Raw genomic sequence first — 26,448 nt, 5'->3', positions numbered from 1 at the left:
CGGGACGTACCTCCGTTTCACGGGCGATAGCCCAACATGGGAACGGTCGCGCAGTTGTCCGTCATGTCGCCCTGCCCCACCCAGCCCCGGCCGTCCTCCCAACGGGCCACGGACAGACAGGTGTGACGGGTCTCGGGCGGTCGCGCGAGGTGCTCGAAGCGGACGGGCAGCAGCAGTCCGCGCGCGGTGTACGGCTCCGGCCGGTTCAGGAACTCCTCGACGCACCCCCGGGTGAGCCCGCCCCCGGCAAGGCAGGAGCGGGCCGCGTCGGTGAACCACATCGCCGCCGCCCACCCCTCCAACTGCCACTGCGACAAGGGCCGGTGCCCCATGGCCGCCTGGAACTCGCGGACCGCGGGGTGGCCGGTGTCCTGGTGGTTGCGGCTGGCTCCGGTCACCCACAGGGCGTTCCGGCAACCGGGGGCGCGGGCGTAGTCCTCGGCGACGGAGGAGGACCAGTTCTGGACGTTGGTGACCTTGGCGTCGACGCGGACCCCGAGCGCCTCCATCGCCTCGCACAGCCGGACGTTGCCATGGGTGTCCATCGCGTCGAAGAGAAGGTCGACGTCCTGGTCCCGCAGATCGGCGGCGACCGCGCGGAAGTTGGGCAGGGCGAAGTCGACCTGCTCGTCGACGACCCGGTAGCCCTCGGCACGCAGCCCGTCGGAGACCAGCCGGGCGTACGCGGCCGACGCGGCCTGGTTGTACGAGACGACGGCGGCGGTCCTGGCCCCCTTCTGCTGCTCGAACCAGCGGTAGACCTCGGTCCCGCCGTACAGCGTCCCGTTCCAGCCGGGTTTCCCGCCGGTGCGCGGGGCGGAGCTGCCGTAGATCCCGTAGAGGTGCGGATACGTGTCGTAGGCGGGGGTGAGGGGCTGGCCGCCGATGTCGGGGACGCCCGCCTTGGCGACGAGCGGCGCGCCCGCGTAGTCGAGGGCGGTGGTGGCGACGAGCGCGAAGACCTTGCGCTCGTCGATCAGCCGGTGCACGCACGCGTTGTTGCCGACGCCGCTGCCGCCGTCGTCGCAGGTCTCGACCTCGACCCGGCGTCCGTCGAGGCCGCCGCGGGCGTTGAGCGCGTCGAAGTAGGCGCGGGCTCCGTCGCGCGGACCGATGAAGGCCTGCCCGCCGACCGGGCTCGTGGCGCTGGTGATGATCCCGACGCGGAGCGGCTCACCGCCGGAGGGGGGGTTGGCGGTGGGCCGCGTCTCGAAGGCCCGCTCCGGGAGCCGGCTGCCGCACCCCGCGAGGAGCGCGAGCAGCACGGCCAGGAGCAGAGCCGCGACCGTCTCAGCAGCCCGGAACGGTGACACCGCTCAGCTCGACCAGGCCGCAGAGGGTCTTCACGGAGACCTTCCAGGTGTCGTCCTGGAGGATCGTGGTGCCCTGGGAGTCGGGCAGGGCGGGGGCCCCGCCGACGAGCAGGTCGTAGGTGACGTTGGCCTCGGTGGCCGAGGTGAACTCGACGCCCGTGACCTTCGCCGAGGTCATGGCGGCGTTCCTGTCGCCGGCGAAGGCGGCGAGGACGGGCTGCATCGCTTCGCCGTTCTCCAGGAGCTTCACCTTCTCGGCCGCGGGGACCTTCGGGTCGAAGAAGGCCGTCCAGTTCTTGGTGATCTCCGCCTCGGCGGCGGCCGCGTCGGCGGGTTCGTCCTCCCCCGGCGGCAGGGCGGTCATCCCGGGCGGCGGGGTCTCCGACACCTGGCTGCCGGACGTCGAGTCGTCGGAGCAGCCCGCGACGGCGGGGGCGAGGGCCAGGAGGGCGGCGGCCGCGAGGGCAGCGAGCCGGGGACGTCCGCCGAGTCGTTCGAGAACCATCTGGGCTCACCACCGGGTGTCTCTCCAGGCCGTACGGCCTGCTGCTTCCAGAGTGGGGCGAACAGGGGCATAGCGCAAGAAACCAGAGCATAGTGCAAGAAAAGGGAGCGACGAGGGAGGCCCGTGCAGAGGTCCCGGATCCTGCTGTGGGGCGGTGTCACGGCGGCCGCCGTGGGCGCGGTGCTGTGTGTGCTCGGCTGGTACGGGATCTCCGGCGAGCGCTTCGCCGAGCGGCAGCTGCCCTATCTGGCCTCGTGCACGGTGCCGGGGGCGGCGCTGGTCGTGGCGGGCGCGGTGCTCGTCGCAGCGGCGCTCCTGCTCCCCGCGAGCCCACCGGACCGGGCGCCCCCGCCCGAGACCGCGGAGACTCCCCCGCCCTCCTCGGACGGCCCGCCCCTCCGGGTGCCCGGAGGCACCCTGGCCCATCGCCCCGACTGCCCGCTGGTGGCGGGCAAGGCGGAGGCGACGGAGGCGGGCGACGCGCCCCTGGACCCCTGCCCGGTATGTGAGCCATGGCCTCCCTGACGTACGAACTGACGCTCGCCGGCCTCGCCGTCGGCAGCGCCGCCGCGCTCACCGGGATCGGCCTGATCGTCACCTACCGGGCGACGGGCGTGCTGAACCTGGCGCACGGCGCCGTCGCGATGATCTGCGCGTACGTCCTGCGGCAGCTGGTGGTCGTGTGGGACTGGCCGCTGCCCCTGGGCGCCCTGGTCACGCTCCTGGTGGTGGCGCCCGGCATCGGCCTCGTCCTGGACCGGGGCGTCTTCCGCCCGCTCGCCCTCCTCGGTTCGAACCCGGCGCAGACCCTGGTGGCCTCCATCGGCGTCTTCGTGCTGCTCGTGGGCGGGGCGGCGCTGCTGTGGGGCGTCGGGGCACGGGACGACGCGCCGGTGCTGCTCGGTGACGACCCGTGGGCACAGCTGGCGGCGGTGGTGGCGCTGGCCTGCCTGGTGACGGCGGTGACCCGGTGGACCCGGTTCGGCCGGGAGCTGAGGGCGGTCGTCGACAACCGTCCGCTCGCCGTCCTGTCGGGGGTGGACGCGGACCGGGTGGCGGCGGCGGGCTGGGCGTTCGGCTCGTTCACGGCCGGGCTGACGGGCGTGCTCCTCGCCCCGTACGTACGGCTCGACCCGTACGGGATGCCCCTGCTCGTCATCGAGGTGATCGCGGTCGCGGTGATCGCCCGGATGCGCTCGCTGCCGGTCGCGATCGTGGCGGCGGTCGCGATCGGGGTGGCCCAGGCGCAGATGACACGGCTGCACCCGGAGGGATGGGCGGGCCCGCTGGTGCAGGCGCTAGGGGCGAACCTCTTCGTGGTGGCGCTCCTGGTGGCGGCGCTGGTCCTGCCGGGCGTCGGCGGCAAGGGCCGGGACGCCCTGCCCCCACCGCCCCCCACCCCGCCCGTGCCCACCCTCCTCTGGCCGGCCATCGGCGTCCTCTTCCTCCTCCCCCTCGGCTTCGCGGGCTCCGACCTGCACACGGCGGTGCAGGTCCCGGCGCTCGCGATGATCCTGCTGTCCCTCGTCGTGGTGGCGGGCCGCGGCGGCCAGATCGCCCTCGGCCAGGCGGCGTACGCGGGCCTGGGCGCGCTGTTCACGGCCCTGCTGGCCACGGCGGGCGTCCCGGTCCTCCTGGCGCTGGGGCTCGCGGTGCCGATGGTGGCCCTGGCCGGTCTGGTGACGGCCTGGCCGGCGATCCGCCGTCACGGCCTGGCCCTCGCCCTGGCCACCCTGGCGACCGGCGTGGCCGTGAGCCGCTTCGTCCTCACCCAGCCGTACGCGACGGCGGGCCTGTCCCTGGGCCGCCCTGCGGGCTTCTCCGACGACCGCGCCTTCTACGCCCTGGAGCTGGTGCTGCTGGCCGGCTGTCTGGCCCTGGTGGCGGCGCTGCGCCGGGGCCGCACGGGCCGCGCGCTGGCCGCCCTGCGGGACCACGAACCGGGCGCGGAGGCGGCGGGCGTCCCGGTCCCGGCCCTCAAGCTCCTCGCCTTCGTCCTGGGCGCGGCCCTGGCGGCCCTCGGCGGCGGCCTGCTCGGCATGGGGCTGCGCGCCTTCGACCCGGAGGCGTACGACCCGGTGCGCGGTCTGCTCTGGTTCGCGGCCGTCCTGGTCCTCGGCGCCGGCGCCGACAGCCTGCTCACGCCCCTGGTGGGGGCGGCGCTCCTGGTGACCCTGGACGCGGGCCCCCGGGCGGGCACGGCAGCGGCCCTGATCGGCCTCCTGGCCACCCAGTCGGGCCGCCTCCCCCCGCTGACGACGCTGCTGCTCCCCAAGGCCACCGAACCGGCGGGCGGCCGGGCACGCCGTCACCGGCCGTCGGCCGCCGACGGCGCCGAACCCCCCGCAGGAAGACCCGCACCTCTGTCGACACCCCGCACGGGTGATGCGGGTGGGAACGCCCGTCCGGCCGAAGGCCGGACGCACCCCCACCGGCCCGCACCGGGCCGCGCACCCGCATCGGCCCCCGCCCCGGAACTCCGCGCTGACGACCTCACCCTCACCTACCCCGGAGGCATCACGGCCCTCTCCCACGTCACGCTCGCCCTCACCCCCGCCCGCATCACCGCCCTCGTCGGCCCCAACGGCGCCGGCAAGAGCACCCTCTTCGACTGCCTCGCCGGTACCCTCCGCCCCCGGCACCACCAGGGCCTGATCACGCTCGGCGGCGCCGACATCACCTCCCGCCCGGCGCACGCCCGGACGCGTCTCGGGATCGCCCGGACCTTCCAGCGGCTCGCCGTGTTCCCGTCGCTGTCCGTCGAGGAGCACGTCCGCCTCGGCGCGGACCGGGGCCGGGTCCGCGGGGACCCCGCCGCGGTCGAGCGGAGCCTGCGGCTGGTCGGCCTCGCAGGCCCCGTACGGCACCGCGCGGCCGCCGACCTGCCGACCGGGACGCTGCGCCGGGTCGAGCTGGCCCGCGCGCTCGCGGGGCAGCCGCACACACTCCTCCTCGACGAACCCGCCGCCGGCCTCGACGCCGCCGAGACCGCCGCGCTCGCCCGGATCCTCGCCGCGCTCGCCGCCGACGGCCTGACGGTCCTCGTCGTCGAGCACGACCCGGACCTCGTCGCCGGGATCGCCCACACCGTGCACACCATGGAAGGCGGCCGGATCCTGTCATGAGCGTCGAGATCGAACTGCGCGCGGCCCGGGTCCGCTACGGCCCCCTGGAGGCCCTGCACGGCCTCGACCTGCCCGTGCCCGCCGGCACCGTCACCGTGCTCCTCGGGCGCAACGGCGCGGGCCGCACCACGGCCCTGCGGGCCCTCGCCGGCACGGTCCGGCTCTCCTCCGGCCGGGTCCTGTGGCGCGGGGCCGACGTGACCCGGCTCCCGCCGCACGCGCGGGCACGCCGCGGGCTCTGCTTCGTACCGGATCTGCGCGCGGTGTACGAGGGGCTCACCGTCGCCGAGAACCTCGCGCTCACCGTGCCGGGAGGCGCCCCCGCCCCGTACCCCGAGCTCGTACCCCTGCTGTCCCGGGCCGCCGGGACCCTCTCCGGTGGGGAGCGCCGGATGCTGGCCCTGTCCCGTGCCCTGCTGAGGCCCGCACGCGTGGTGCTGGTCGACGAGCCGTCGCTCGGCATGGCCCCGCCGGTCGCCGCCCGTACGTACGCGCTGCTCGCGGCGCTCGCCGTGGAGCGCGGGGCGGCCGTGGTCCTCGCCGAGCAGCGCGTACCGGAGGGGCTGCCACGCGGCTCGCTCGTCCAGGAGCTGCGGCGCGGCTCCCGCGCGTCGGGCGGGGAGCCGCACGAGTACCCCCGAGGGGCGCCGCTCTGACCTCAGAGCGGCGCGATCCGCAGCATCGTGCCGACGACGATCCGGTTCGGGTCGGGCCCGACGAGGCTCCGGTTCGCCGCGTAGAGCGCCTGCCAGCCGCCCTTGACGGCGAAACGCCGGGCGATCGAGCCGAGCGAGTCCCCCGGCTGGACGGTGTGGACCCGGCCGCTCAGCCCGTACCGCTTGGAGCAGACGGGCCAGGCGCCCCAGCCCTGCGTGCGCAGGACCTCCTCCGCGATCGTGATCTGCTGCGGGCGGGTCGCCAGATCGGCGCGCGGGGCGTACTTCGTGCCGCCGTGCTCGACCCAGGTCGGCTGCCAGAACTGGAGGCCGCCGTAGAAGCCGTTGCCGGTGTTGACGTGCCAGCGGCCGCTGCTCTCGCACTCGGCGACGCAGCCCCAGGGCCACTGGTCGCCGGCGCAGGCGTAGCCGGGCACCGCGGCCGCCGCGCGCACGGCGTCGGCGGCGGACGAGAGGGCCCCGGAGACCGCGTCGGCCACGGCCCCCGACACTTCCCCCGCGACGGTCCCGGCCTGCGCCCCCGCCGGCGGCGCGACGGCGGTGTCCCACGGCCCCTCGGACGCGTCCCGGGCGTGCGCGGAGACCGGCGTCAGGGCGATCAGCGCCGCCGCCGCGGCCACCGCGGGACCGGCCGTCCAAAATCGGATCTTCGACATCGGGGCAGGCTAGGCAGCCGCCCGGCACCCCCGGCCCGTGCCGCGCGGAACACTGTTCACACCCCACCCGGTCGGAGTCACGGGCCCCGCCGCACGAGCCACCGGCAAGTTGCCTCGCTTCCACGCGTGACCCCGGCCGATCCTGACCCGTTGAAGTCGGCATGAGACGCCCGGGAACGGCCCGGCGTCCCCCCGTACCGAGTCCAGGGAGTCCCCCGTGCCGCGCATGCTCGACGTCAGCGAGGACGTACGCGCCGAGATCGGCGACGAAGAAGCCGACCGGCTGCTTGCCGGCGACAACGCCCCGGGCAGCTACGACTGCACCTCCTGCCGCACGCCGGGGGACTCCGAGCAGGAGCGCACCAGCACGGTGCTGTTCGTCGGTGAGGAGACCGCGGTCCTCGCGTTCGCCCACGCCAGCTGCATCCCGTCCCAGGTCGTCAAGGTCGCCGAGGCGCAGCTCCAGGGAGCCGTCGCCTCGATCACCGCGTCGGACGCCGCCGACGCGCTGTCCGCCGCCCACCCCGAGCAGGCCGTGCTCGGCGTCACCAGCGGTCTCGTCCTGATCGAGGGCGAGCTGCACCCGGCGTTGGTCGTGGAGCCGACCGCCCCCGTGGCCCGCCCGGGCACGGACGGCCTCGTCGACGAGTTCCTGCCGCTCCTCGCGGAGCAGGGCTTCCGGCCCGTCACCGATCTCAACGAGAAGCCGGCGCCGCTGCCGGGCTGGTCGGTCCTGGTCGCCATGGGCCAGCTGCACTCCGTCCTCCAGCCGGGGCCGAACGGCGCCGGTCAGGCCGCCTGGTGGCAGGCGCACCAGCCGCTCCAGGTCACCGAGGGCTGGCGCGCGGCGGCCAACAAGTCGCACACGGTCCTGGTCTTCGCCGCCCCGGTGGGCTCCATCGGCCAGCAGCCGCGCGAGGACCTGCTGCGCGACGCCCTGGAGAAGGCCGCGGCGAACGGGCGCCTGGTGGCGGCGGCGATGCCGCTGGCCGGTACCTGATGGACGACGGCCGGCCCGGCATAAGGCCCCCGCGGGCCCCAGGCGGACGGGTGGGACCCCCGACGCCAGGAGGGCCGGGACAGCCGGGCCGGCTGAGCGGATTGACAGGCACCGCGGGGTTCACCGGCGCCGGTGGACCGGCGGCGGGTGCCCCCCTGGGGGTGGCGGGAGCGAGGAGCACGGGAGGCGCGGCGGTGCCGGAGGTGCCGACCGTGCCGCGCCCCCGGCGGGCCGCTCTTTCGGAGAGCCGCCCGCATCCGACCGGCGGCGGGGTCGTTGGCACGTACGTGCACCCATACGACCCCTTCCTCCAGCCCTATCCGAGCCAGATCCCCGCCATGCGCCCGGCGCAGGACGTCGCGGCGGGCCAGTCGCCCACGCCGATCTACGACGCCCTGCTCTCGGAGTACCGGCGGTCGTTCCGGACGCTGCCGGGTGACCGCAGCGGCGAGGAGGACGTGGCCTTCCGGGCCTTCGGTACGACCACGAGCACGGGTCTGTACGGGAACGGCCAGGGATACGGAGCCGTACAGGGCTACGGCAGCGGTCAGCGGTACGCCTCCGCGTATCCGCAGATGTGGCCGGCGCAGCAGCACCACACCCCGGCGGCGCTCCCGCCGGGCCCCCGCAGGGGCTTCTGAGACATCCGTGAACGGCTGAGGGCCGGGGCTACCAGCCCCGGCCCTCAGCCGTTCCGTCGATCCGCGCGGCGGACCGCCCACGGACTACTTCTTACGGCCGCGCTTCTCGCGCACGCGCACCGAGATGTGGATCGGGGTGCCGTCGAAGCCGAACTCCTCGCGCAGACGGCGCTCGATGAAGCGCCGGTAGCCGGCCTCCAGGAAGCCCGAGGCGAAGAGCACGAACCGCGGCGGCTTGGTGCCCGCCTGCGTGCCGAAGAGGATGCGGGGCTGCTTGCCGCCCCGGATCGGGTGCGGGTTGGCCGCGACGATCTCACCGAGGAAGGCGTTCAGCCGACCGGTGGGGACACGGGTCTCCCAGCCGGCGAGGGCGGTCTCGATGGCCGGGACCAGCTTCTCCATGTGACGGCCGGTCTTGGCGGAGACGTTGACCCGGGGCGCCCAGGTGACCTGCTGCATCTCGGTCTCGATCTCGCGCTCGAGGTAGTAGCGGCGCTCCTCGTCGAGCTCGTCCCACTTGTTGTAGGCGATGACGATGGCGCGGCCCGACTCGACCGCCATCGTGATGATGCGCTGGTCCTGGACCGAGATCTTGTCGGTGGTGTCGATGAGGATGACGGCCACCTCCGCCTTCTCGATGGCGGCGGCGGTCCGCAGGGAGGCGTAGTAGTCCGCGCCCGACTGCAGGTGGACCTTCTTGCGGATGCCCGCGGTGTCGACGAACTTCCACGTCACGCCGCCGAGCTCGATGAGCTCGTCGACCGGGTCGCGGGTGGTGCCGGCCAGCTCGTTGACGACGACCCGGTCCTCGTTCGCGACCTTGTTGAGCAGGGAGGACTTGCCGACGTTCGGGCGGCCGATGAGGGCGATGCGGCGCGGGCCGCCGACGGCGCTGCCGAAGCGCTGCTCGGGGGCCTCGGGCAGCTTCCTCAGGACCTCGTCGAGGAGGTCGCCGGTGCCGCGGCCGTGCAGCGAGGAGACGGGGAACGGCTCGCCGAGGCCCAGGGACCAGAGCGTGGCGGCGTCGGCCTCGCCGGACTGTCCGTCGACCTTGTTGGCGGCGAGGACGACCGGCTTCCCGGCGCGGCGGAGCAGCCTGACGACAGCCTCGTCGGTGTCGGTGGCGCCGACGGTGGCGTCCACGACGAAGAGGCAGGCGTCGGCGGCCTCGATGGCGAACTCGGCCTGGGCGGCGACGGAGGCGTCGATGCCGAGGACGTCCTGCTCCCAGCCGCCGGTGTCGACGACCTTGAAGCGGCGCCCGGCCCATTCGGCCTCGTAGGTGACGCGGTCACGGGTGACGCCCGGCTTGTCCTCGACGACGGCCTCGCGGCGGCCGATGATGCGGTTCACCAGGGTCGACTTGCCGACGTTCGGACGGCCGACGACGGCGAGGACGGGGAGCGGGCCGTGCCCGGCCTCCTCGATCGCGCCCTCGACCTCCTCGACGTCGAAGCCTTCTTCCGCGGCGAGCTCCATGAACTCCGTGTACTCGGCGTCGCCAAGCGCCCCGTGGTCGTGCTGGTCGTTCATGAAGTCCGTTCCTTGATCATTCGTGGTCGGTGGGTCCCCGAGCCGCGGGGCCCACTACTGAAAGTCTCGCTCAGCGCCCGGTGAGGCGCCTGGCGTTTTCCAGGTGAGCGGAGAGCCGCCCCTGGATCCGTACGGTGGCCTCGTCGAGCGCCTTGCGGGTGCGGCGGCCGGAGCCGTCGCCCGCCTCGAATGCGTCGCCGAAGACGACGTCGACGCGGCCGCGCAGCGGAGGCAGTGCCTTGACCAACCGTCCGCGGCGCTCGGTGCTTCCCAGGACGGCGACCGGGACGATCGGCGCGCCGCTGCGGACGGCGAAGTACGCCAGGCCCGCGCGGAGCGAGGCGAAGTCGCCCTCGCCCCGGGTGCCCTCGGGGAAGATCCCGAGGACGCCGCCCTGCTCCAGGACGCCCAGGGCGTTGCCTATCGCGTTCCGGTCGGTGCTGTCGCGGTCGACCTTGACCTGCCCGATGCCCTCCAGGAAGGGCCCGAGGGGCCCGACGAAGGCTTCCTTCTTGATGAGGAAGTGCACCGGGCGCGGTGCGGTGCCCATGAGCATGGGGCCGTCGATGTTGTGCGCGTGGTTGACGGCGAGGATGACGGGGCCGGAGGCCGGCACCCGCCAGGCGCCGAGGACACGCGGCTTCCAGAAGCCGTACATCAGGCCGATGCCGATGCGTCGGCCGACGGCGGCGCCCCTCTCGGAGGGCACGGTCACTTGGCGGCCGTCCTCTTCTCGTCCACGAGGGTGACGACGCACTCGATGACCTGGTCCAGGGTGAGGTCGGTGGTGTCGACCTCGACGGCGTCGCCGGCCTTGGCGAGCGGGGAGGTCTTACGGCTGGAGTCGGCCGCGTCCCGCTTGATCAGGGCTTCCTTCGTCGCGTGCACGTCGGCGCCCTTGAGCTCGCCGGAGCGGCGGGCGGCACGGGCCTCGGGCGAGGCGGTGAGGAAGATCTTCAGGTCGGCGTCCGGCAGGACGGTGGTACCGATGTCCCGGCCCTCGACGACGATGCCGTGCTCGGCGCTGCGGGCGATGGACCGCTGGAGCTCCGTGATCAGGCTCCGCACCTCGGGGACGGCGCTGACGGCGCTGACCTTGGAGGTGACCTCTTCGGTACGGATGGGACCGGCGGCGTCGGCACCGTCCACGGTGATGGTGGGGCGGCCCGGGTCCGTGCCGGAGACGATGACCGGCTTGGAGGCGGCGTTGGCGACGGCCTCGGCGTCGGTCACGTCGACGCCGTTGCTGATCATCCACCAGGTGATCGCCCGGTACTGGGCGCCGGTGTCGAGGTAGCTCAGCCCCAGCTTGGCGGCGACCGCCTTGGAGGTGCTCGACTTGCCCGTGCCGGACGGCCCGTCGATGGCGACGATCACGGATTCCACGGTGGGAACACCTTCCTGGGGGAGCGATAGGGCCTCGCCGAGATGCGGGCACCTCCACAAGGTTACCGAGTCCCCAGCACCCATTCGGCCCCACCCACGACCGCGAGCACCCGACGCGTGAGCGCGCGCCCACAGGACGACGCGCACTGGGCGTGCGCCCCGCGCCCCATGCGGGCCGCACCCCTGCCGGACTGTGCCCACCCTCCGTGTGGGCAATCGTCCCGCAGGGCTGGGGGTCCCCCCTCTGGGGGAGGGTGGGCACACGGGGGGGTGCGGCACCGCCGTAGCGGGCGGGCTCCGCACCGGCGGAACGACTGCCCGCAACGGGCGGGGGCGGGCTCCAACCCACCGGAGCCGCTGCCCGCGACGGGGGCGGTGGCGCTGGCGGGCGGCTGCCCGGACAAGGCCGGGGGTCAGGTGGTGCGTAGGGCCCAGCCTCGTTCCTGGAGGGACGCGCTCAGGGACGGCGCCGCCGCCGGGTCGACCATCAGCTGCACCAGGCCCGCCTGCTGACCGGTCGCGTGCTCGATGCGCACGTCCTCGATGTTGACCCCCGCCCGACCGGCGTCGGCGAAGATCCGGGCCAGCTCGCCCGGCTGGTCGCTGATGAGGACCGCGACGGTCTCGTAGGCCGTGGGGGCGGCACCGTGCTTGCCGGGGACGCGGGCCCGGCCGGCGTTCCCGCGGCGCAGGACGTCCTCGACCCCGGACGCACCGTCCCGGCGCTTGTCCTCGTCGGCGGACTGCAGGGAGCGCAGCGCGCGGACCGTCTCGTCGAGGTCGGCGGCGACGCCCGAGAGGACGTCGGCGACCGGGCCGGGGTTCGCGGAGAGGATCTCGACCCACATGCGCGGGTCGGAGGCGGCGATCCGGGTGACGTCCCTGATGCCCTGCCCACAGAGCCGTACGGCCGACTCGTCGGCCTCCTCCAGGCGCGCGGCGACCATCGACGACACCAGCTGCGGGGTGTGGGAGACGAGGGCGACGGCCCGGTCGTGGGCGTCGGCGTCCATGACGACGGGCACGGCCCGGCAGAGGGCGACGAGCTCCAGGGCGAGGTTGAGGACCTCGGTGTCGGTGTCCCGGGTCGGGGTGAGGACCCAGGGCCGCCCCTCGAAGAGGTCGGCGGTCGCCGCGAGCGGGCCCGAGCGCTCCTTGCCGGACATCGGGTGCGAGCCGATGTACGCGGTGAGGTCGAGGCCCAGCGCCTCCAGCTCCCGCTTCGGCCCGCCCTTGACGCTCGCCACGTCCAGGTAGCCGCGCGCGAGGCCGGCCGACATCGCCTCGGCGAGGGTCGCGGCGACGTGCGCGGGGGGTACGGCGACGATCGCGAGGTCCACGCGCCCCTCGGGCGCCTCGTCGGTGCCCGCGCCGAGCGCGGCGGCCGTCCGGGCGCGCGCCGGGTCGTGGTCGCGGAGGTGGACCGTGACGCCCCGGCTCGCCAGGGCGATCGCGGCGGAGGTGCCGATCAGTCCGGTGCCGATGACGAGCGCTGTTCTCACTGGGCGATGTCCTTGCGCAGGGCGGCCGCGGCGCCGAGGTAGACGTGCGCGATCCGGGACTTGGGCAGATCGGTCTCGACGTGGGCGAGGAGCCGGACGACCCTCGGCATGGCGCCCTCGATGTCGAGCTCCTGGGCGCAGATGAGGGGTACATCCACGATGCCGATCCCGCGGGCCGCGGCGGCGGGGAAGTCGCTGTGCAGATCGGGGGTGGCCGTGAACCAGATGCTGATGAGGTCGTCGGCGGTGAGTTCGTTGCGCGCGAGGACGGCGGTGAGCAGCTCCTCGACCTGCTCGCGCATGTGTCCGGCCTCGTCCCGTTCCAGCTGGACGGCTCCTCGGACCGCTCGTACCGCCACGTCGTGCTCCTTCGCCTGCGTCAAGTGCTCCGTTCAGCCTAGTCAGCGGCGGGCAGGACGCGTCGCGGCGCCCGCCTTCCGAGACGGAGGGCGGACGCCGGGGACTTGCCGGACGGCTGCCCTAGAGCTGCTGCTGCCGGATGATGTCCTCCAGGGAGCCCTGGGGCACCGAGCCGTTCGGGGTCAGCTTGTCGACGGCCTGGGGCAGGGTTTGGGCGATCTGGTCGGCGGCCTCCTGCGGGCTGACGCCGGCGTCCGCCGCGACCTTCCGGAGGGTCTCGTCGGGGAGGGCCTCGGTGATCTGGGCGCCGCTGACGGGCTGGTTCCGGCCGGTGCCGACCCAGGACTGGGCCTGGTCGACGAGGCCGGACTTCGTCAGCATGTCGATCAGCCCGCCGAGCGGGTTCGCGCCGTCGGCGCCCGCGCCGCTCTTGCCGCCCGCGAGGGCGCCGAGCAGGGAGCCGAGGACGCCGCCGCCGCTACCGCCCTGGCCGCCTCCGAGGAGGCTGCCGAGGAGACTGCCGAGGTCGTTTCCCGCCATCGTTCTGCCTTTCGTCCGGTACGGAACACGCTCAATCTCACCCATATCGCGCCGTTCCGCCACTTGGTGTACACACGGCACGCGGTGGAGCGGTCGGCACGCGATAGAACAGTCGGCATGCTGCTGCACGTCGTACCGCTGGCCGACTGGTCCGCCGACCCCGCCGATCCCACCGCCCCCTACGCCCCGGCGTCGCTCGCCGCCGAGGGCTTCGTCCACTGCTCGGCCGACGAGCCCGCGGCCCTGGCGATCGCCGACGGCCCCTACCGGTCCGTGCCCGGCCCGCTCCTGGTCCTGGTGATCGACGAGTCCCGGCTGGCCGGCGAGGTCCGCTGGGAGGGCGCCGAGGGCCGGCTCTACCCGCACGTCTACGGAGCGATCGAGCGGACCGCGGTGCGGGAGGTCCTGGAGGTCCGCCGGGACGCGGACGGCCGTGCGAGGGAGCTGACGCCCCGCCCGTAGGCGTGTTGCGGGACCTCCGGCAGGGGCGCCGCCAAGCTGGGCACCATGACTTCACGCGCCACGAACCGCCGTACCGTCCTGATCGCCGCCGCGGCCCTGACGGCGGGCTGCGGCTCGGACGGCGGGGGTGACGGCGGTACGGAGACCACCGCCCCGGCCACACCCGACACCTCGGCCGCACCGAGCGCCCCCGCGACGTCCGCGGCATCCGCCACCCCGGAGGAGCCCGCCACCTCGGCCACGGCGACCGGCGCTCCCCCGCTGACCAGGACCTCCGGGATCCCGGTCGGCGGCGGCACGGTCTTCACCAAGGAGAAGGTGGTCGTCACGCAGCCCACCGCCGGCGAGTTCAAGGCCTTCTCCGCGGTCTGCACCCACCAGGGCTGCCTGGTGAACAAGGTCGCGGACGGCACCATCGACTGTCCCTGCCACGGCTCCAAGTACCGCATCGCCGACGGCTCGGTGGCGCACGGCCCGGCCACCCGCCCGCTCCCGGCCGAGGAGATTATTGTCTCGGGGGAATCGATCACCCTCGCGTAATCTCACCGCCATGACTCCGGACGAGCTGGTGCGCGACCACACGATCTACTCCTGCGTGATGGGCTCGCGCGCCTTCGGTCTGGCGACCGAGGGCAGCGACACCGACGTGCGGGGCGTCTATCTCGCCCCGACGCCGCTCTTCTGGCGGTTCGACAAGCCCCCGGCCCATGTGGAGGGCCCGGGCGAGGACCAGTTCAGCTGGGAGCTGGAGCGCTTCTGCGAGCTGGCCCTGCGCAACAACCCGAACGTCCTGGAGTGCCTGCACTCCCCCGTCGTCGAGCACGTCGACGACACCGGGCGCGAACTGCTCTCCCTGCGCGGGGCGTTCCTCTCCCGGCAGGCCCACCAGACCTTCGTCCGGTACGCCGGCGGCCAGCGCCGCAAGCTGGACGCGGACGTCCGGCAGCACGGGCAGCCGCGCTGGAAGCACGCGATGCACCTGCTGCGGCTGCTGACGAGCTGCCGCGACCTGCTGCGCACGGGCGAACTCCGCGTCGACGTCGGCGAGGAGCGCGACCGCTATCTCGCGGTCAAGCGCGGCGAGGTGTCGTGGCAGGAGGTCGAGTCCTGGATGAACCGCCTCCAGGACGAGGCGGACCACGCCCACGACACGAGCCCCCTCCCGGCCGCCCCGGACCACGCCCGCGTCCAGGACTTCCTGATCCGCGCCCGCCGCGCGTCTCTCTGACGCCCGGCGGCGCCGGTCCCCCGCTCAGACGTCCCAGAGCGCCCCGAAGGCCAGCAGCTCGCTGCGGTACTCGATGGGTTCCGCCCACTCCTCCGGCCAGGCGTCGGCGCCCAGGTGCGCGCCGGCGAAGGCGCCCGTGAGGGCGGCGATCGAATCGGAGTCGCCGCGTGTGCAGGCCGCCCTGCGCAGGGCGGTGAGGGGCTCGTCGGGGAAGAGCAGGAAGCACAGCAGCCCGGTCGCGAGGGCCTCCTCGGCGATCCAGCCGTCGCCGGTGTACTCGCAGGGGTCGAGCTCCGGGTCGGCCGTGCGCTGCACGGCGGCCAGGCGCTCCAGGACGGCCAGGCACTCGTCCCAGCCCCGCCGGACGAAGGACAGGGCGCTGGGGTCCTGGGAGCGGGTCCAGAGGTCCCCGAGCCAGTGCTCGTGGTAGCGGGAGCGGTTCTCGTACGCGTACGAGCGCAGCTGTCCGACGAGCCCGGCCGGGTCCACGCCCCGGGCGAGCAGGTGGACGGCGCGGGCGGTGAGGTCGGAGGCGGCGAGCGCGGTCGGGTGGCCGTGGGTGAGGGCCGCCTGGAGCTGGGCGGCGCCCGCCCGCTGCTCCTCGCTCAGGCCGGGGACGAGCCCGATGGGCGCGACCCGCATGTTGGCGCCGCAGCCCTTGGAGTGGATCTGGCTGGCGTCCTGCCAGAGCCGGTCGCCGTCGAGGAGCATGCAGGCGCGCAGGCAGGTGTTGCCGGGGGCGCGGTTGTTCTCCGGCGAGTGGTACCAGTCGACGAACTCGTCCCGGACGGGCCGGGCGAGGCGCAGCGGGGCGAGGACGCCCCGGTCCGTGGCCGTGCGGATGCCCCGGGCGAAGGCCAGGGTCATCTGGGTGTCGTCGGTGACGTACGCCTTCTTGTTCCTGACGGGCAGTGCCATCTGCCGCCAGGGCCCGCACTTCACGAGGATCGACGGCACGTCGTGGAACTCGGTCGGGAAGCCCAGCGCGTCGCCGAGCGCCAGCCCGATCAGCGCCCCGGTGGCGGCCTTCTTGGCGGTCTGCCGCTTCATGTGGATCGTCCTTCCGGTCGGAGCAGCGGCGGGTGGAGGGCCGTGGCCTCTCCCGCCCGGTAGAGCGCGGCCGGTTTCCCCCGTCCGCCGGTGCGGCGCGGCGGTCCTTCCACGGCCCGGACGAAGCCGGGTGTGGTGAGGACCTTGCGCCGGAAGTTGGGGCGGTCGAGTTCGACGCCCCAGACCGTCTCGTACACCTGCCGCAGCTCGCCGAGGGTGAACTCGGGCGGGCAGAAGGCGGTGGCGAGGCAGCTGTACTCGAGCTTGGCGCCGACGCGTTCGCGGGCGTCGGCGAGGATCCGGTCGTGGTCGAAGGCCAGCGGCCCGTACGAGCCGTAGGGCAGCCAGCGCGCCTCGGCCGCGTCGCCGCCGCCGCGTGGCTCGGGCAGGCCCGGGACGAGCGCGGTGAAGGCGACGGAGACCACCCGCATACGGGGGTCCCGGTCGGGGTCGCTGTAGGTCCGGAGCTGTTCGAGGTGGAGTCCCTCGACGATGGCCCCGGCCAGCCCGGTCTCCTCCGCGAGCTCGCGGCGGGCGGCCGTCTCGGCGGACTCGCGGGGCAGGACGAAGCCGCCGGGCAGCGCCCACTCCCCCGCGTACGGCTCCTGGCCGCGCTGGACGAGGAGGACGTGCAGGCGTTCCTCGCGGACGGTGAGGACGGCGAGGTCGACGGTGACGGCGAAGGGTTCGAAAGCGTGCCTGTCGTAGCCCTCGGGTGCCTTGGGGGTGCTCATCGGCCCTCCGCGATGCGATCGGTCAGGTGCGCGCCCTCGGCCAGCAGGGCGTCGACGGCGGCGACGGCCGAAGCGAGCCGCTCCTCGTGCGGGCCGCTGAGGACGGCCGTCCGGCGGCCGGTGTGGGCGAGCTGGGTGAGGAAGCGTGCGGTCATCCAGGGCCGCAGCGCGTCGTCCTCGCGGCCGACGCCCCGGTGGTCGGTGAGCAGCCAGAGGTGCTGCCTGCCGCGGGCGGCGATCTCCCCGACCTCGGCGCTCGCGGTGCCCATGTGCCGCTCGTGCCAGATGGTGCCGGCGAAGGCGTCGGTGTCGCAGAAGAGGACGGGCGAGCCGTCGCGGGCCGCCTCCTCCTCCAGTTCGGCCTGGCGCTGTGCGATGACGGGGAAGTCGGAGGAGCGGAAGGTGACGTCGGACCGGGTGGCGCCGGGGTGCTCGGCCCGGAGCCCGGCGAGCTTGAGTTCGCCGTACTCGCGCCCGTACGCCGGTACGTAGCGGGTGCGGGCCCAGACGCCGCCGCGCCGCCGGTAGTGGTCGGCGAGGGCGAGGGCCATGGTGGTGGCGCCGGTGGACTCGGCGCCGAGGACGACGACACGCCGGGTGAGCGCTGCGCGGACCGGGGCCTCCAGGAAGTCCCAGGAGCCGGGGAGGTCGGCGCGGACGGCGGCGTCGGAGACGGGGAAGCGGGTGGGGTCGGGGTCCTGGTCGACGGCGACGGACTCCGCGCCGAGGCGGCGGCCGAGCTCCTCCCCGTACGGCTCCGAGGTGAAGACGGCGTCGACGCGCTCGGGCACGGCCGCCCGGAGCACCGCCAGGCGGGCGTCCAGGACGTCGGCGTCCCGGAGACCGACGGGGAGGTCGGCGACGGCTCCGACGACGAAGGCGTCGGGGTGGATCTCGCGCATCCAGGCGACCCGCTCGGCCAGGGACGGGCTGTCGCCGGACGAGGCGCGGACGAGCACGGTGAGACGCTCGCACCGCCGACCCGCGGTGCGGACGAGGTGGTGGTGACCCGCGTGCGGCGGACAGAAGCCGCCGAGGACGAGGCCGTGACCGAAACGCCTCATGTCGTCGGACCTCCCGTCGTCGGAGCTCGTTCGGCCCCCACCGCCCCCGCCGCGAGCGGCCGGGCCCACCCGGTGCCGCAGATGCGGCGCACCGGGAGGAGGCCGGAGCCTGGTCCACCCCCGTGGGTCCAGGTCCGCCGGCCGCACGCGGCGAGGGCGATGAAGAGGAACGCGAGACTCACACCCGCTCCTTAAGAGTCACCTTGACTATAAATGCTGACGGGTCTCGGCCACAAGCGCGAAAAAGGCCCGTGACCGACGTGCGGTCACGGGCCTCTCGCGGAGAGGGGTGGGACTTACATCCCGACTTCCTTCATCAGCATGCCGACCTCGGTGTTGGTCAGACGGCGCAGCCAGCCCGACTTCTGGTCACCCAGGGAGATCGGACCGAAGGCCGTACGGACCAGCTTGTCGACCGGGAAGCCGGCCTCGGCCAGCATCCGGCGCACGATGTGCTTGCGGCCCTCGTGCAGCGTGACCTCGACCAGGTAGTTCTTGCCGGTCTGCTCGACGACACGGAAGTGGTCGGCGCGGGCGTACCCGTCCTCCAGCTCGATGCCGTCCTTGAGCATGCGGCCGACCTCGCGGGGCAGCGGGCCGGTGATCGCGGCGAGGTAGGTCTTCTTCACGCCGTACTTGGGGTGCGTGAGGCGGTGGGCCAGCTCACCGTGGTTGGTGAGCAGGATGATGCCCTCGGTCTCCGTGTCGAGCCGGCCGACGTGGAAGAGCCGGGTCTCACGGTTGTTGACGTAGTCGCCCAGGCACTGGCGGCCTTCCGGGTCCTCCATGGTGGAGACGACGCCGGAGGGCTTGTTCAGCGCGAAGAACAGGTGGGACTGGGTGGCGACGGTCAGGCCGTCCACCTTGATCTCGTCCTTCTCCGGGTCGACGCGCATGCCCTGCTCGAGCACGATCTGGCCGTTGACCTCGACGCGGGCCTGCTCGATCAGCTCCTCGCAGGCACGCCGGGAGCCCATGCCGGCACGGGCGAGGACCTTCTGCAGACGCTCACCCTCCTGCTCGGCGCCGGGGTGGGTCTTGGGGGTCTTGATCTCGGGCTTGCCGGCGTACCGCTCCCGGTTGCGCTCCTCCGTGCGGGCGTCGTACTCGCGCGAGCGGGACGGCTCGGTACGGCCGCCACCGCGCTGCGGGGACTGCCGGGGGCCGCCCTTGGCGCCACCGCGCGCGGAGGAGCCGCGGCCGCTCTTGGGGCCGCCGGCGGAGCCGCCGAGGCCGGGCACGTCGTACTGGCGCTCTTCGGGACGCGGGTTGCGCGGCCTGGCGCTGCCGCCGCCCTGCCGGTCGTCACGGCCGCCGCCGGCGCCGCGGTAGCCACCGCCGCCGCCGCTGCTGCTGCCGCGGCCACCGCCGCCGCTGCCCCCACGACCGGCGCCGCCGCCGCTGCTGCCGCCGCGGTAGCCACCGCCGCCACTGCTGCTGCCGCCGCGGCCACCGCCGCTGCCGCCGCGGCCGCCGCTGTTGCCACCACGGCTCCCGCCGTTGTTTCCGCTGCTGTTCCTGCCGCTGCTGCTTCGCATCAAATTTCCGTCTTGTCGTCTACGTCTGCGTCCGGATCGAACGACGGGACGCCTTCCAGTGAGTCCGGCTCGACCGCCTCCGCCTCGGGGAGGAAAGGCGCGAGCTCGGGGAGTTCGTCCAGGCCGCGCAGGCCCATCCGCTCCAGGAAATAGTTCGTCGTCCTGTACAGGATCGCACCTGTTTCGGGTTCCGCGCCCGCCTCCTCCACCAGACCCCGCTGGAGAAGGGTCCGCATGACCCCGTCGCAGTTGACTCCGCGGACCGCGGAGACCCGGGAACGGCTGACCGGCTGGCGGTACGCGACGACCGCGAGGGTCTCCAGGGCCGCCTGGGTGAGCCGGGCCTGCTGCCCGTCGAGCACGAAGGCCTCGACGGCCGCCGCGTGGGCCGCCCGGGTGTAGTAGCGCCAGCCGCCGGCCACCCGCCGCAGCTCGAAGCCGCGGCCCTGGGCGGTGTACTCGTCGGCCAGCTCGTGCAGGGCGTCGGCCACCTCGCGCGGGGTCCGGTCCAGGACCTTGGCGAGGTGCTGCTCGGTGGCGGGCTCGTCGACGACCATCAGGACGGCTTCGAGGGAGGGCTTGAGGTCGCTCACTCCTGGGCCTCCGTTTCTGGGGCGGATGCGGGATCCGGGGCGGACACGGGGTCCGGGTCGGACGCGGGATCCGGGTCGGCGTCCCGGTCCGGGTCGGGTTCCCGGTCGAACTCGTCGGTGACGCGGGTCTCCCCGTCGCCGCCGGCCCACGTGACGGTGAGCTCCCCGAGGGCCGTCTCCTGGTCGAGGCCGACGGCCTTCTCCCGGTAGAGCTCCAGGAGGGCCAGGAAGCGGGCGACGACGGTGAGGGTGTCCCCGGCGTCCTCGATCAGCTCGCGGAAGGCCGCCGTCCCGCGCTCACGCAGCAGCGCGACGACCACGGCGGCCTGCTCGCGGACGCTGACGAGCGGGGCGTGGATGTGGTCGACGTACACCTGGGGCTCGGCCTTGGGCTGCATGGCCTTGACGGCCAGCTTGGCGAAGCCCTCGGCGCCGATGGAGATGACGACCTCGGGGAGCAGCTCGGCGTGGTGCGGTTCGAGTCCGACGGTACGGGGGTGGCGGCGGCCCTCGGCCTCCCAGCGGTCCTGGAAGATCTCCGCGATCCGCTTGTACGCGCGGTACTGGAGGAGGCGGGCGAAGAGGAGGTCGCGGGCCTCCAGGAGGGCGAGGTCGGCCTCGTCCTCCACCTCGGCGACGGGCAGCAGCCGGGCGGCCTTGAGGTCGAGCAGGGTGGCGGCGACGACGAGGAACTCGGTGGTCTGGTCGAGGTCGCCGTCGGGGCCCAGGGCACGGAGGTGTGCCATGAACTCGTCGGTGACCTGGGAGAGGGCGACCTCGGTGACGTCGAGCTTGTGCTTGGTGATGAGCTGGAGGAGCAGGTCGAAGGGCCCCTCGAAGTTCGCGAGCCGCACGGTGAACCGCCCGTCGCCGACCTCGGCGGCCTCGGCGACCGCGCTCCCGGCAGGAGCGACGGACACGGGATCGGCCACGGGCTCGGCCAGGATCTCGACCACGGAATCGACCGAAGCATCGACCACGGACGTGTCGACAGACTCGTTTACGGGCTCCGCCACAAGCCGGTCTACAGCCTCGGCTACGGGCTCGACCTCCGCCTCCGTCCCCGGCAGGGCCACTCCCACCCCCGGGCCCTCATGGGCCGCGGACCCCCGTGTCCCGCCCGGACCGCGGCCCAGGGGGCGGCGGCCCGGCGGGCGGGACGTTTCGTCAGAGGCGTGGTGCATGGGGGTCCAGGGGGAACGGAGAGCTCGGCAGCCCGCAGGCTACCGTCAGCGGCCGCGCAGGCGGCGCACGAGGATGCTCGCGTCGCCGCGGGACTCCAGGTCCGCCAGGACGACCGCGACGGCCTCCCGGACGATCCGGCCCCGGTCGACGGCGAGCCCGTGCTCACCGCGGAGCACCAGTCGGGCGTGCTCCAGGTCCATGAGCTCCTCGGCGGAGACGTAGACCGTGATCTTCTCGTCGTGGCGCTCACGGCCGCTGGGCCGCCTGTTCGGGGCACGACCGCCGCGCCGCCGGGCGGCTGCCGGGGCCGGGACCGCGGCGGGGCCCGCGGGCTTCGGGGCGGCGGGGCCTTCAGGCTCCGCCGTCCGGGCCCGCGGTTCGGCTGCCTCGGAGTCCGCGGCCGTGTGTTCCGCGGAGCTCTCGGCCGCCGCCGTGTCGCTCTCGCCCGCCGGGGCCGGGACGGCCCGGCGGGGTGAGGACGACTGGAGCGCCGTCCCCCCGGTCGTACGGAAGAGTTCGTCGGCGCCGGGCAGACTCACTCGGCGTGACACCGGGCGAGCACCTCCCTGGCGAGCTGACGGTAGGCGGCGGCGCCCACGGAGTTCGAGGCGTACGTGGTGATGGGCTCGCCGGCGACCGTGGTCTCCGGGAAGCGCACGGTCCGCCCGATGACCGTGTGGTACACGTGGTCGTCGAAGGCCTCGACGACGCGCGCGAGGACCTCACGGCTGTGCACGGTCCGCGAGTCGTACATCGTGGCGAGGATGCCGTCGAGCTCCAGGTCGGGGTTGAGCCGCTCCTGGACCTTCTCGATCGTCTCGGTCAGCAGCGCCACTCCGCGCAGGGCGAAGAACTCGCATTCCAGCGGCACGATGACCTTGTGAGCCGCCGTCAGGGCGTTCACGGTCAGCAGGCCGAGCGAGGGCTGACAGTCGATCACGATGTAGTCGTAGTCGTTCATCAGCGGCTTCAGGGCGCGCTGGAGCGTCGACTCGCGCGCGACCTCGCTGACGAGCTGGACTTCGGCGGCCGAGAGGTCGATGTTGCTCGGCAGCAGGTCCATGTTGGGTACGGCGGTCTTGAGGAGGACCTCGTCCGCCGACATGCCCCGCTCCATGAGCAGGTTGTAGACGGTGAGGTCGAGCTCCATCGGGTTCACGCCGAGGCCGACCGACAGGGCTCCCTGCGGGTCGAAGTCGACGAGCAGCACCCGTCGTCCGTACTCGGCGAGCGCGGCACCCAGGTTGATGGTCGACGTGGTCTTGCCGACGCCGCCCTTCTGGTTGCACATCGCGATGATCTTGGCGGGTCCGTGGTCGGTCAGGGGACCCGGGATCGGGAAGTACGGCAGGGGCCGTCCGGTGGGGCCGATCCGCTCGCGACGCTGGCGGGCAGCGTCGGGTGCGAGGGTGGCCGCGTACTCCGGGTCGGGCTCGTACTCGGCGTCGGGGTCGTAGAAGTGCCCCTCGGGCACCTCGTCAAAGGCGGCGAAGTGGGTGGACTCTCGGCCCATCTCGTTGCCGGCCGTGGCGTTCACGTGTAGGCCGTCCATCGTCTTCATCGTGTGGGCTGTCGTCATGGGCTGGTGCGTCGCGAAGGTCCGCACCGCGACGGAGCCGATCGGAGCACCTGGCGCACCGCTCCCGGGAGTAATTGTCGACTCATTCACAAGTCGTCTTACCTCCTTGGATGTCACCAGGAACATTTATCGATAGGTCAGCGTGGCACCATGCCGACGGTTGGCGACTCTATGGCGTGTCACCGCTCCGCAGCAACACAATCCGCCGGACCCGGCCGGATGTGTCGGCAACCGAACACCTCTCTGTCAAGGGTGCGCAGGCATGCATCCGTACGTTTCAGGGGTGCGCGAAACGGTTAAAGGGTTACGTTCGAGGCGAGTTGCTCGGGCCCCCGACGGGGCCGGACGCACAGCCGGCCGGACCTTGTCGAACAAGGTCCGGCCGGGTGTGTGGCATTGACGGCACCGGTTGACGGCGGCGCCTCGAAGATCAGCCCAGGAGGGCGCTCAGCTCGACGTGGTCGAGGCCGTGCGCCTCGGCGACCTCCTTGTAAACCACCTTGCCGTCATGGGTGTTGAGACCCAGGGCGAGCGCGGAGTCACGGCGGAGGGCCTCGGCCCAGCCGTTGTTCGCCAGCGACACGATGTAGGGCAGCGTGGCGTTGGTGAGCGCGTAGGTGGAGGTGTTCGGGACGGCGCCCGGCATGTTGGCGACGCAGTAGAAGACCGAGTTGTGGACCTGGAAGGTCGGCTCGGCGTGGGTGGTCGCGTGGGAGTCCTCGAAGCAGCCGCCCTGGTCGATCGCAATGTCGACAAGGACACTTCCGGGCTTCATCTTGGCGACGAGCTCGTTGGTGACCAGCTTCGGGGCCTTGGCGCCCGGGATGAGGACGGCGCCGATGACGAGGTCGGCCTCGATGACGGCCTTCTCCAGCTCGTAGGCGTTGGAGACGATCGTCTTCACCTTGGTGCCGAAGATCTTGTCGGCCTCGCGGAGCTTGTTGATGTCACGGTCGAGCAGGGTCACGTGGAAGCCCATGCCGACGGCGATCTGCGTGGCGTTCCAGCCGGAGACGCCGCCGCCGATGACGACGCACTCGCCGGCGTGGGTGCCGGGGACGCCGCCGGGGAGGACGCCACGGCCGCCGACCGAGCGCATCAGGTGGTACGCGCCGACCTGCGGGGCCAGGCGGCCCGCGACCTCGGACATCGGGGCGAGCAGCGGCAGGGCGCGGTTCGCGGTCTCGACGGTCTCGTAGGCGATGGCGGTGGTGCCGGACTCCAGCAGCGCGTCCGTGCACTCGCGGGAGGCGGCGAGGTGCAGGTACGTGAAGAGGGTCTGGTCCTTGCGGAGGCGGTGGTACTCCTCCGCGATGGGCTCCTTGACCTTGAGCAGCAGGTCGGCGGTGGCCCAGACCTCGTCGGCGGTGGCGAGGATCTCGGCGCCGGCGCCGACGTACTCCTCGTCCGTGATCGAGGAGCCGACACCGGCGTTCTGCTCGATGAAGACCTGGTGGCCGTTGCGGACGAGCTCGTGGACACCGGCAGGGGTGATGGCCACGCGGAACTCGTTGTTCTTGACCTCGCGGGGGATGCCGACCTTCATCGTCGATCACGGTCCTTGAATCTGGGGGGACAACTGGGGTACTGCGATACATACCCGGATGCACTGCGGCGCACCGGGGCAGACCACGTTCGAACGCGGCGGACCCAGTCTAATGAAGGAGTTCCCGGTGTCTAGCCTTTCAAAGTACTAATCTTTCTCGAACCCACTACGGATTTCGCAGGCTGTGGCGCGCGTTTCCAGCAATCGTTCCGCCGCGGCCCTGTGCAGCCCGGCCGCGGCGGGGTCGCCGAGCCGGTCGAGCGTGTCGGCGAGGCGCAGCTGGAGGGCCGCCTGGAGCCGGGTGTCCTGCGCCCGCCGGGCCCACTCCACCGCCTCCTCGCAGGTCCGCAGCGACTCCTCGGGCCGCCCCGCGTACTCCTGCACCCGGGCCGCCTCGCTCAACGCCCGGGCGTGGCCAGGGAGATCGGCGAGCCTGCGGTAGCCGGCCGCGGCGGCCCGCCAGTTCCGCAGGGCCTCGCCGTACCGCCCGGCGTAGGTCTGCACGGCGCCGAGGCGTCCGTACAACCGGGCCTGGTCGGCGCGCTCGTCGCGGGCGAGGCGCTGGGCCAGCGCGCGGCCGTACCAGTCGCCGGCCCGCTGCCAGTCCCCCAGCTCCTGATACGAGCCACCTACGGATTCCATCGCCCGACCGGTGGCGTACGGATCATTTGCTGCCCTGCCGGCGTCCAAAGCCAACCGATATCGCAGCAGAGCGTCCTTCGTCCGTCCGGTCCTCGCGTCGAGGTCCGCCAGGTTCAGGAGGGCGGCCGCCCGCTCGCGGTGCAGCCCGCGCCGCTCGGCCACGTCCAGGACGAGCTGGTGGAGGCCGTACAGCTCGGGCGCGGCGGCCTCGGCGCCCCGGTGCGCGGCCAGCGCCCTGACGAAGGAGGCGATCAGGCGGCGGGCCAGGGTGTCGAGCTCCCCGTCGGCGACGGCGAGGCGTGCGGAGGCGAGGAGGACGGGCTGCCGGGAGCGCAGCCAGTCGGCCCCGGCGGCCCGGTTCGGGAAGCGCAGGGCGCGCGGCAGACCGGCGAGCTTCCGCCGGGCGGGCGAGCCCTCGGGTTCGGTGACCGCACGGCACGACTGGAGGAGCCGTACGGTCCGCTCCAGCATCCGGGCCCGGGCGAGCTGCACCTCGGCGGGCCGGTCGCGCTCCTCCAGCTGAGCGCGAAGGAGGGGGACGAGATGGCCGGGAACCTCGTACTGCCCGTCGTCACCGGCGAAGACGAGCCCCAGGGCGGCGAAGTCGGCGAGGGTGGTGTCCGCCGCGGAGACCGAGCAGCCGGCCAGCGCGGAGGCGGTGTGGGCGTCCGCCCGGCCGAGCGGGGCCAGGGAGAGGAATCGCAGTATCCGGGCGGCGGTCGCGGGCAGCGCCTCGTGGGCGAGCAGGAAGGTCCGGGTGAGCGGGTCGCCGCTCAGCCCGCGCAGCTGCTTCGCGAGATCGGCGACGGAGGCCTTGGGGCGGGCCGCGAGCCAGCCCCCGGCGAGGACGACGGCGCCGGGCATCCCCCCGCACTCCTCAACGAGGGTCTCGGCGGCCTGCGGGTCGACGGTGATGCGGACGGAGCCGGTGAAGGCGGTGAGCAGCTCGATGGCCGACTTGGGGTCGAGGCCGCCGAGGGTGCAGGGCCGGACGTCGGGGATGCCGGTGAGCGGCCCGCGCGACACGCCGACGACCAGGGTGGCGGGGTCGTCGGGGATCAGCGGGTCGGCCTGCTCGGCGTCGACGGCGTCGTCGAGGATCAGGACGGCCCGGCGCCCGGCGAGGGCGTGGCGGACCAGTTCGGTCAGCTCGTCCTCGCCGGCGCCGGGCGGCTCGGCCACGCCGAGCGCGGCCAGGAGTTCCTGGGCGACGCGGGCGGTGGGGACGGGGTCGCCGCCGGGCTCGGTGAGCCGGGCGCGGAACACCCCGCCGGGGTAGCGGTCGGCGAGGCCGTCGGCCAGCTCCTCGGCGAGGGCGGTACGCCCGGAGCCGGGCTTGCCGGCGACGAGCAGGACCCGGGCGCGGGGTGCCTTGCGACCCGTGAGGGTGTCGAGGCCGGTCCGTTCGATGTCGGCGTGCAGGGCTTTCAACTCCCGCTGCCGGCCGAAGAACCGCCGGCCCACGGCCGCCGCCACCGCCTGATCCGTCACGGGCCACGCTCCCGTCCACCTGCGCACGAGCCGATCCCGCGGGGGTCTCCGCACGGGCGATTCCGAGCGTAGTTCAGCGCGCGGCACCGACCCGGTGG

27 protein-coding genes and 1 pseudogene are annotated in these 26,448 nt (G+C 73.6%); 8 read left to right on the top strand and 20 right to left on the bottom strand.

The features are described 5' to 3' along the window. Positions 1-17: 17 nt before the first annotated feature. Together SGA01_RS16855 and SGA01_RS16850 are read right to left on the bottom strand one after the other, a co-directional pair. The gene (locus SGA01_RS16855; RefSeq protein ID WP_141297319.1) at positions 18-1,313 is read right to left on the bottom strand and encodes an ABC transporter substrate-binding protein; all 1,296 of its coding nucleotides are present in this window, start codon (positions 1,311-1,313) and stop codon (positions 18-20) included. Beyond that, positions 1,291-1,818 carry an MTB12 C-terminal domain-containing protein gene (locus SGA01_RS16850; RefSeq protein WP_141297318.1) on the bottom strand — a complete coding sequence of 176 codons (528 nt, stop codon included), beginning with the start codon at positions 1,816-1,818 and terminating at the stop codon, positions 1,291-1,293. The genes SGA01_RS16855 and SGA01_RS16850 overlap by 23 nt, the downstream gene beginning before the upstream one ends. 123 nt (positions 1,819-1,941) lie before the next feature. On the opposite strand from SGA01_RS16850, the gene SGA01_RS16845 reads away from it, so the two are divergent. Genes SGA01_RS16845 through SGA01_RS16835 form a run of 3 tightly spaced genes read left to right on the top strand, consistent with a single transcriptional unit; the run spans position 1,942 to position 5,599 of the window. After that, positions 1,942-2,343 (top strand): hypothetical protein, encoded by a 402-nt coding sequence (locus SGA01_RS16845; RefSeq protein WP_141297317.1) that lies wholly within the window; start codon positions 1,942-1,944, stop codon positions 2,341-2,343. After that, on the top strand, positions 2,331-4,943 hold the full coding sequence (locus SGA01_RS16840; RefSeq protein ID WP_141297316.1) for an ABC transporter permease subunit: 2,613 nt from the start codon (positions 2,331-2,333) through the stop codon (positions 4,941-4,943). Before SGA01_RS16845 ends, SGA01_RS16840 begins: the two co-directional genes overlap by 13 nt. Continuing rightward, positions 4,940-5,599 (top strand): ATP-binding cassette domain-containing protein, encoded by a 660-nt coding sequence (locus SGA01_RS16835; protein ID WP_141297315.1) that lies wholly within the window; start codon positions 4,940-4,942, stop codon positions 5,597-5,599. Before SGA01_RS16840 ends, SGA01_RS16835 begins: the two co-directional genes overlap by 4 nt. Before the next feature lie 2 nt (positions 5,600-5,601). On the opposite strand, the gene SGA01_RS16830 is transcribed toward SGA01_RS16835, so the two are convergent. Continuing rightward, complete coding sequence (locus tag SGA01_RS16830) at positions 5,602-6,276, bottom strand: LysM peptidoglycan-binding domain-containing protein (protein ID WP_229918017.1); 675 nt, start codon at positions 6,274-6,276, stop codon at positions 5,602-5,604. A 217-nt stretch (positions 6,277-6,493) separates the two neighbouring features. Between SGA01_RS16830 and SGA01_RS16825 the strand changes: the two genes are divergently transcribed. Both SGA01_RS16825 and SGA01_RS16820 read left to right on the top strand, forming a co-directional pair. Further along, positions 6,494-7,276, top strand: a complete 783-nt coding sequence (locus SGA01_RS16825) for a DUF8842 C-terminal domain-containing protein (RefSeq protein ID WP_055644328.1) — start codon at positions 6,494-6,496, stop codon at positions 7,274-7,276. A gap of 212 nt (positions 7,277-7,488) precedes the next feature. After that, the gene (locus tag SGA01_RS16820; protein WP_371866042.1) at positions 7,489-7,917 is read left to right on the top strand and encodes a hypothetical protein; all 429 of its coding nucleotides are present in this window, start codon (positions 7,489-7,491) and stop codon (positions 7,915-7,917) included. 84 nt (positions 7,918-8,001) lie between these two features. On the opposite strand, the gene der is transcribed toward SGA01_RS16820, so the two are convergent. The 6 genes from der to SGA01_RS16790 form a co-directional block, all read right to left on the bottom strand. Continuing rightward, the gene (der, locus tag SGA01_RS16815) at positions 8,002-9,450 is read right to left on the bottom strand and encodes a ribosome biogenesis GTPase Der (RefSeq protein ID WP_141297314.1); all 1,449 of its coding nucleotides are present in this window, start codon (positions 9,448-9,450) and stop codon (positions 8,002-8,004) included. Positions 9,451-9,520: 70 nt separating this feature from the next. After that, on the bottom strand, positions 9,521-10,207 hold the full coding sequence (locus SGA01_RS16810; RefSeq protein WP_190133520.1) for a lysophospholipid acyltransferase family protein: 687 nt from the start codon (positions 10,205-10,207) through the stop codon (positions 9,521-9,523). Continuing rightward, positions 10,162-10,920 carry a (d)CMP kinase gene (gene cmk / locus SGA01_RS16805; RefSeq protein WP_229918015.1) on the bottom strand — a complete coding sequence of 253 codons (759 nt, stop codon included), beginning with the start codon at positions 10,918-10,920 and terminating at the stop codon, positions 10,162-10,164. The genes SGA01_RS16810 and cmk overlap by 46 nt, the downstream gene beginning before the upstream one ends. Before the next feature lie 329 nt (positions 10,921-11,249). Further along, positions 11,250-12,338 carry a prephenate dehydrogenase gene (locus SGA01_RS16800; protein WP_055644325.1) on the bottom strand — a complete coding sequence of 363 codons (1,089 nt, stop codon included), beginning with the start codon at positions 12,336-12,338 and terminating at the stop codon, positions 11,250-11,252. Further along, a complete protein-coding gene (gene aroH / locus SGA01_RS16795; protein ID WP_141297311.1) occupies positions 12,335-12,697 on the bottom strand; it encodes a chorismate mutase in 363 nt (120 codons plus the stop codon). The genes SGA01_RS16800 and aroH overlap by 4 nt, the downstream gene beginning before the upstream one ends. Positions 12,698-12,818: 121 nt before the next feature. Further along, on the bottom strand, positions 12,819-13,283 hold the full coding sequence (locus SGA01_RS16790) for a YidB family protein (protein WP_494485669.1): 465 nt from the start codon (positions 13,281-13,283) through the stop codon (positions 12,819-12,821). Between the two features lie 72 nt (positions 13,284-13,355). Here SGA01_RS16790 and SGA01_RS16785 point away from each other — a divergent pair, with 72 nt between their 5' ends. The 3 genes from SGA01_RS16785 to SGA01_RS16775 are packed head-to-tail and all read left to right on the top strand — an operon-like array spanning position 13,356 to position 14,928. Next, positions 13,356-13,700, top strand: coding sequence for a DUF952 domain-containing protein (locus SGA01_RS16785; RefSeq protein WP_141297309.1), 345 nt, complete (start codon positions 13,356-13,358; stop codon positions 13,698-13,700). A 45-nt stretch (positions 13,701-13,745) separates the two neighbouring features. After that, complete coding sequence (locus SGA01_RS16780; RefSeq protein ID WP_141297308.1) at positions 13,746-14,240, top strand: Rieske (2Fe-2S) protein; 495 nt, start codon at positions 13,746-13,748, stop codon at positions 14,238-14,240. A 10-nt stretch (positions 14,241-14,250) separates the two neighbouring features. Continuing rightward, the gene (locus SGA01_RS16775; RefSeq protein WP_141297307.1) at positions 14,251-14,928 is read left to right on the top strand and encodes a nucleotidyltransferase domain-containing protein; all 678 of its coding nucleotides are present in this window, start codon (positions 14,251-14,253) and stop codon (positions 14,926-14,928) included. A gap of 24 nt (positions 14,929-14,952) precedes the next feature. Here SGA01_RS16775 and SGA01_RS16770 read toward each other — a convergent pair whose 3' ends face one another. From SGA01_RS16770 to SGA01_RS16720, 11 genes and pseudogenes are all read right to left on the bottom strand, one after another. Then, a complete protein-coding gene (locus SGA01_RS16770) occupies positions 14,953-15,978 on the bottom strand; it encodes an ADP-ribosylglycohydrolase family protein (RefSeq protein WP_141297306.1) in 1,026 nt (341 codons plus the stop codon). Beyond that, positions 15,975-16,712: an NUDIX hydrolase gene (locus tag SGA01_RS16765; protein WP_141297305.1), complete on the bottom strand. Its 738-nt coding sequence runs from the start codon at positions 16,710-16,712 to the stop codon at positions 15,975-15,977. The genes SGA01_RS16770 and SGA01_RS16765 overlap by 4 nt, the downstream gene beginning before the upstream one ends. Then, positions 16,709-17,776 (bottom strand): AAA family ATPase, encoded by a 1,068-nt coding sequence (locus SGA01_RS16760; RefSeq protein WP_141297304.1) that lies wholly within the window; start codon positions 17,774-17,776, stop codon positions 16,709-16,711. Before SGA01_RS16760 ends, SGA01_RS16765 begins: the two co-directional genes overlap by 4 nt. 35 nt (positions 17,777-17,811) lie before the next feature. Beyond that, positions 17,812-17,946 (bottom strand): annotated as a pseudogene (locus SGA01_RS42090) (nicotinamide riboside transporter PnuC); the annotation flags it as partial. 126 nt (positions 17,947-18,072) lie between these two features. After that, a complete protein-coding gene (locus SGA01_RS16750) occupies positions 18,073-19,314 on the bottom strand; it encodes a pseudouridine synthase (RefSeq protein ID WP_141297303.1) in 1,242 nt (413 codons plus the stop codon). After that, complete coding sequence (gene scpB / locus SGA01_RS16745) at positions 19,314-19,907, bottom strand: SMC-Scp complex subunit ScpB (RefSeq protein WP_079037675.1); 594 nt, start codon at positions 19,905-19,907, stop codon at positions 19,314-19,316. The genes SGA01_RS16750 and scpB overlap by 1 nt, the downstream gene beginning before the upstream one ends. Further along, positions 19,904-21,091, bottom strand: a complete 1,188-nt coding sequence (locus SGA01_RS16740) for a segregation and condensation protein A (protein WP_141297302.1) — start codon at positions 21,089-21,091, stop codon at positions 19,904-19,906. Before SGA01_RS16740 ends, scpB begins: the two co-directional genes overlap by 4 nt. Before the next feature lie 45 nt (positions 21,092-21,136). Then, the gene (locus SGA01_RS16735; RefSeq protein WP_079037673.1) at positions 21,137-21,643 is read right to left on the bottom strand and encodes a hypothetical protein; all 507 of its coding nucleotides are present in this window, start codon (positions 21,641-21,643) and stop codon (positions 21,137-21,139) included. Next, a complete protein-coding gene (locus SGA01_RS16730) occupies positions 21,628-22,653 on the bottom strand; it encodes a ParA family protein (protein WP_037631020.1) in 1,026 nt (341 codons plus the stop codon). The genes SGA01_RS16735 and SGA01_RS16730 overlap by 16 nt, the downstream gene beginning before the upstream one ends. 448 nt (positions 22,654-23,101) lie before the next feature. After that, positions 23,102-24,217 carry an alanine dehydrogenase gene (ald, locus tag SGA01_RS16725; RefSeq protein ID WP_141297301.1) on the bottom strand — a complete coding sequence of 372 codons (1,116 nt, stop codon included), beginning with the start codon at positions 24,215-24,217 and terminating at the stop codon, positions 23,102-23,104. 147 nt (positions 24,218-24,364) lie between these two features. Continuing rightward, positions 24,365-26,350, bottom strand: coding sequence for an AAA family ATPase (locus SGA01_RS16720; RefSeq protein ID WP_141297300.1), 1,986 nt, complete (start codon positions 26,348-26,350; stop codon positions 24,365-24,367). Between the last annotated feature and the right edge of the window lie 98 nt (positions 26,351-26,448).

The sequence above is a fragment of the Streptomyces gardneri genome, from assembly GCF_006539185.1.
GTDB lineage: Bacteria > Actinomycetota > Actinomycetes > Streptomycetales > Streptomycetaceae > Streptomyces > Streptomyces gardneri.
Note: the sequence above shows the minus strand (reverse complement) of the source record. Positions and strands in the feature narration are given on the sequence as shown.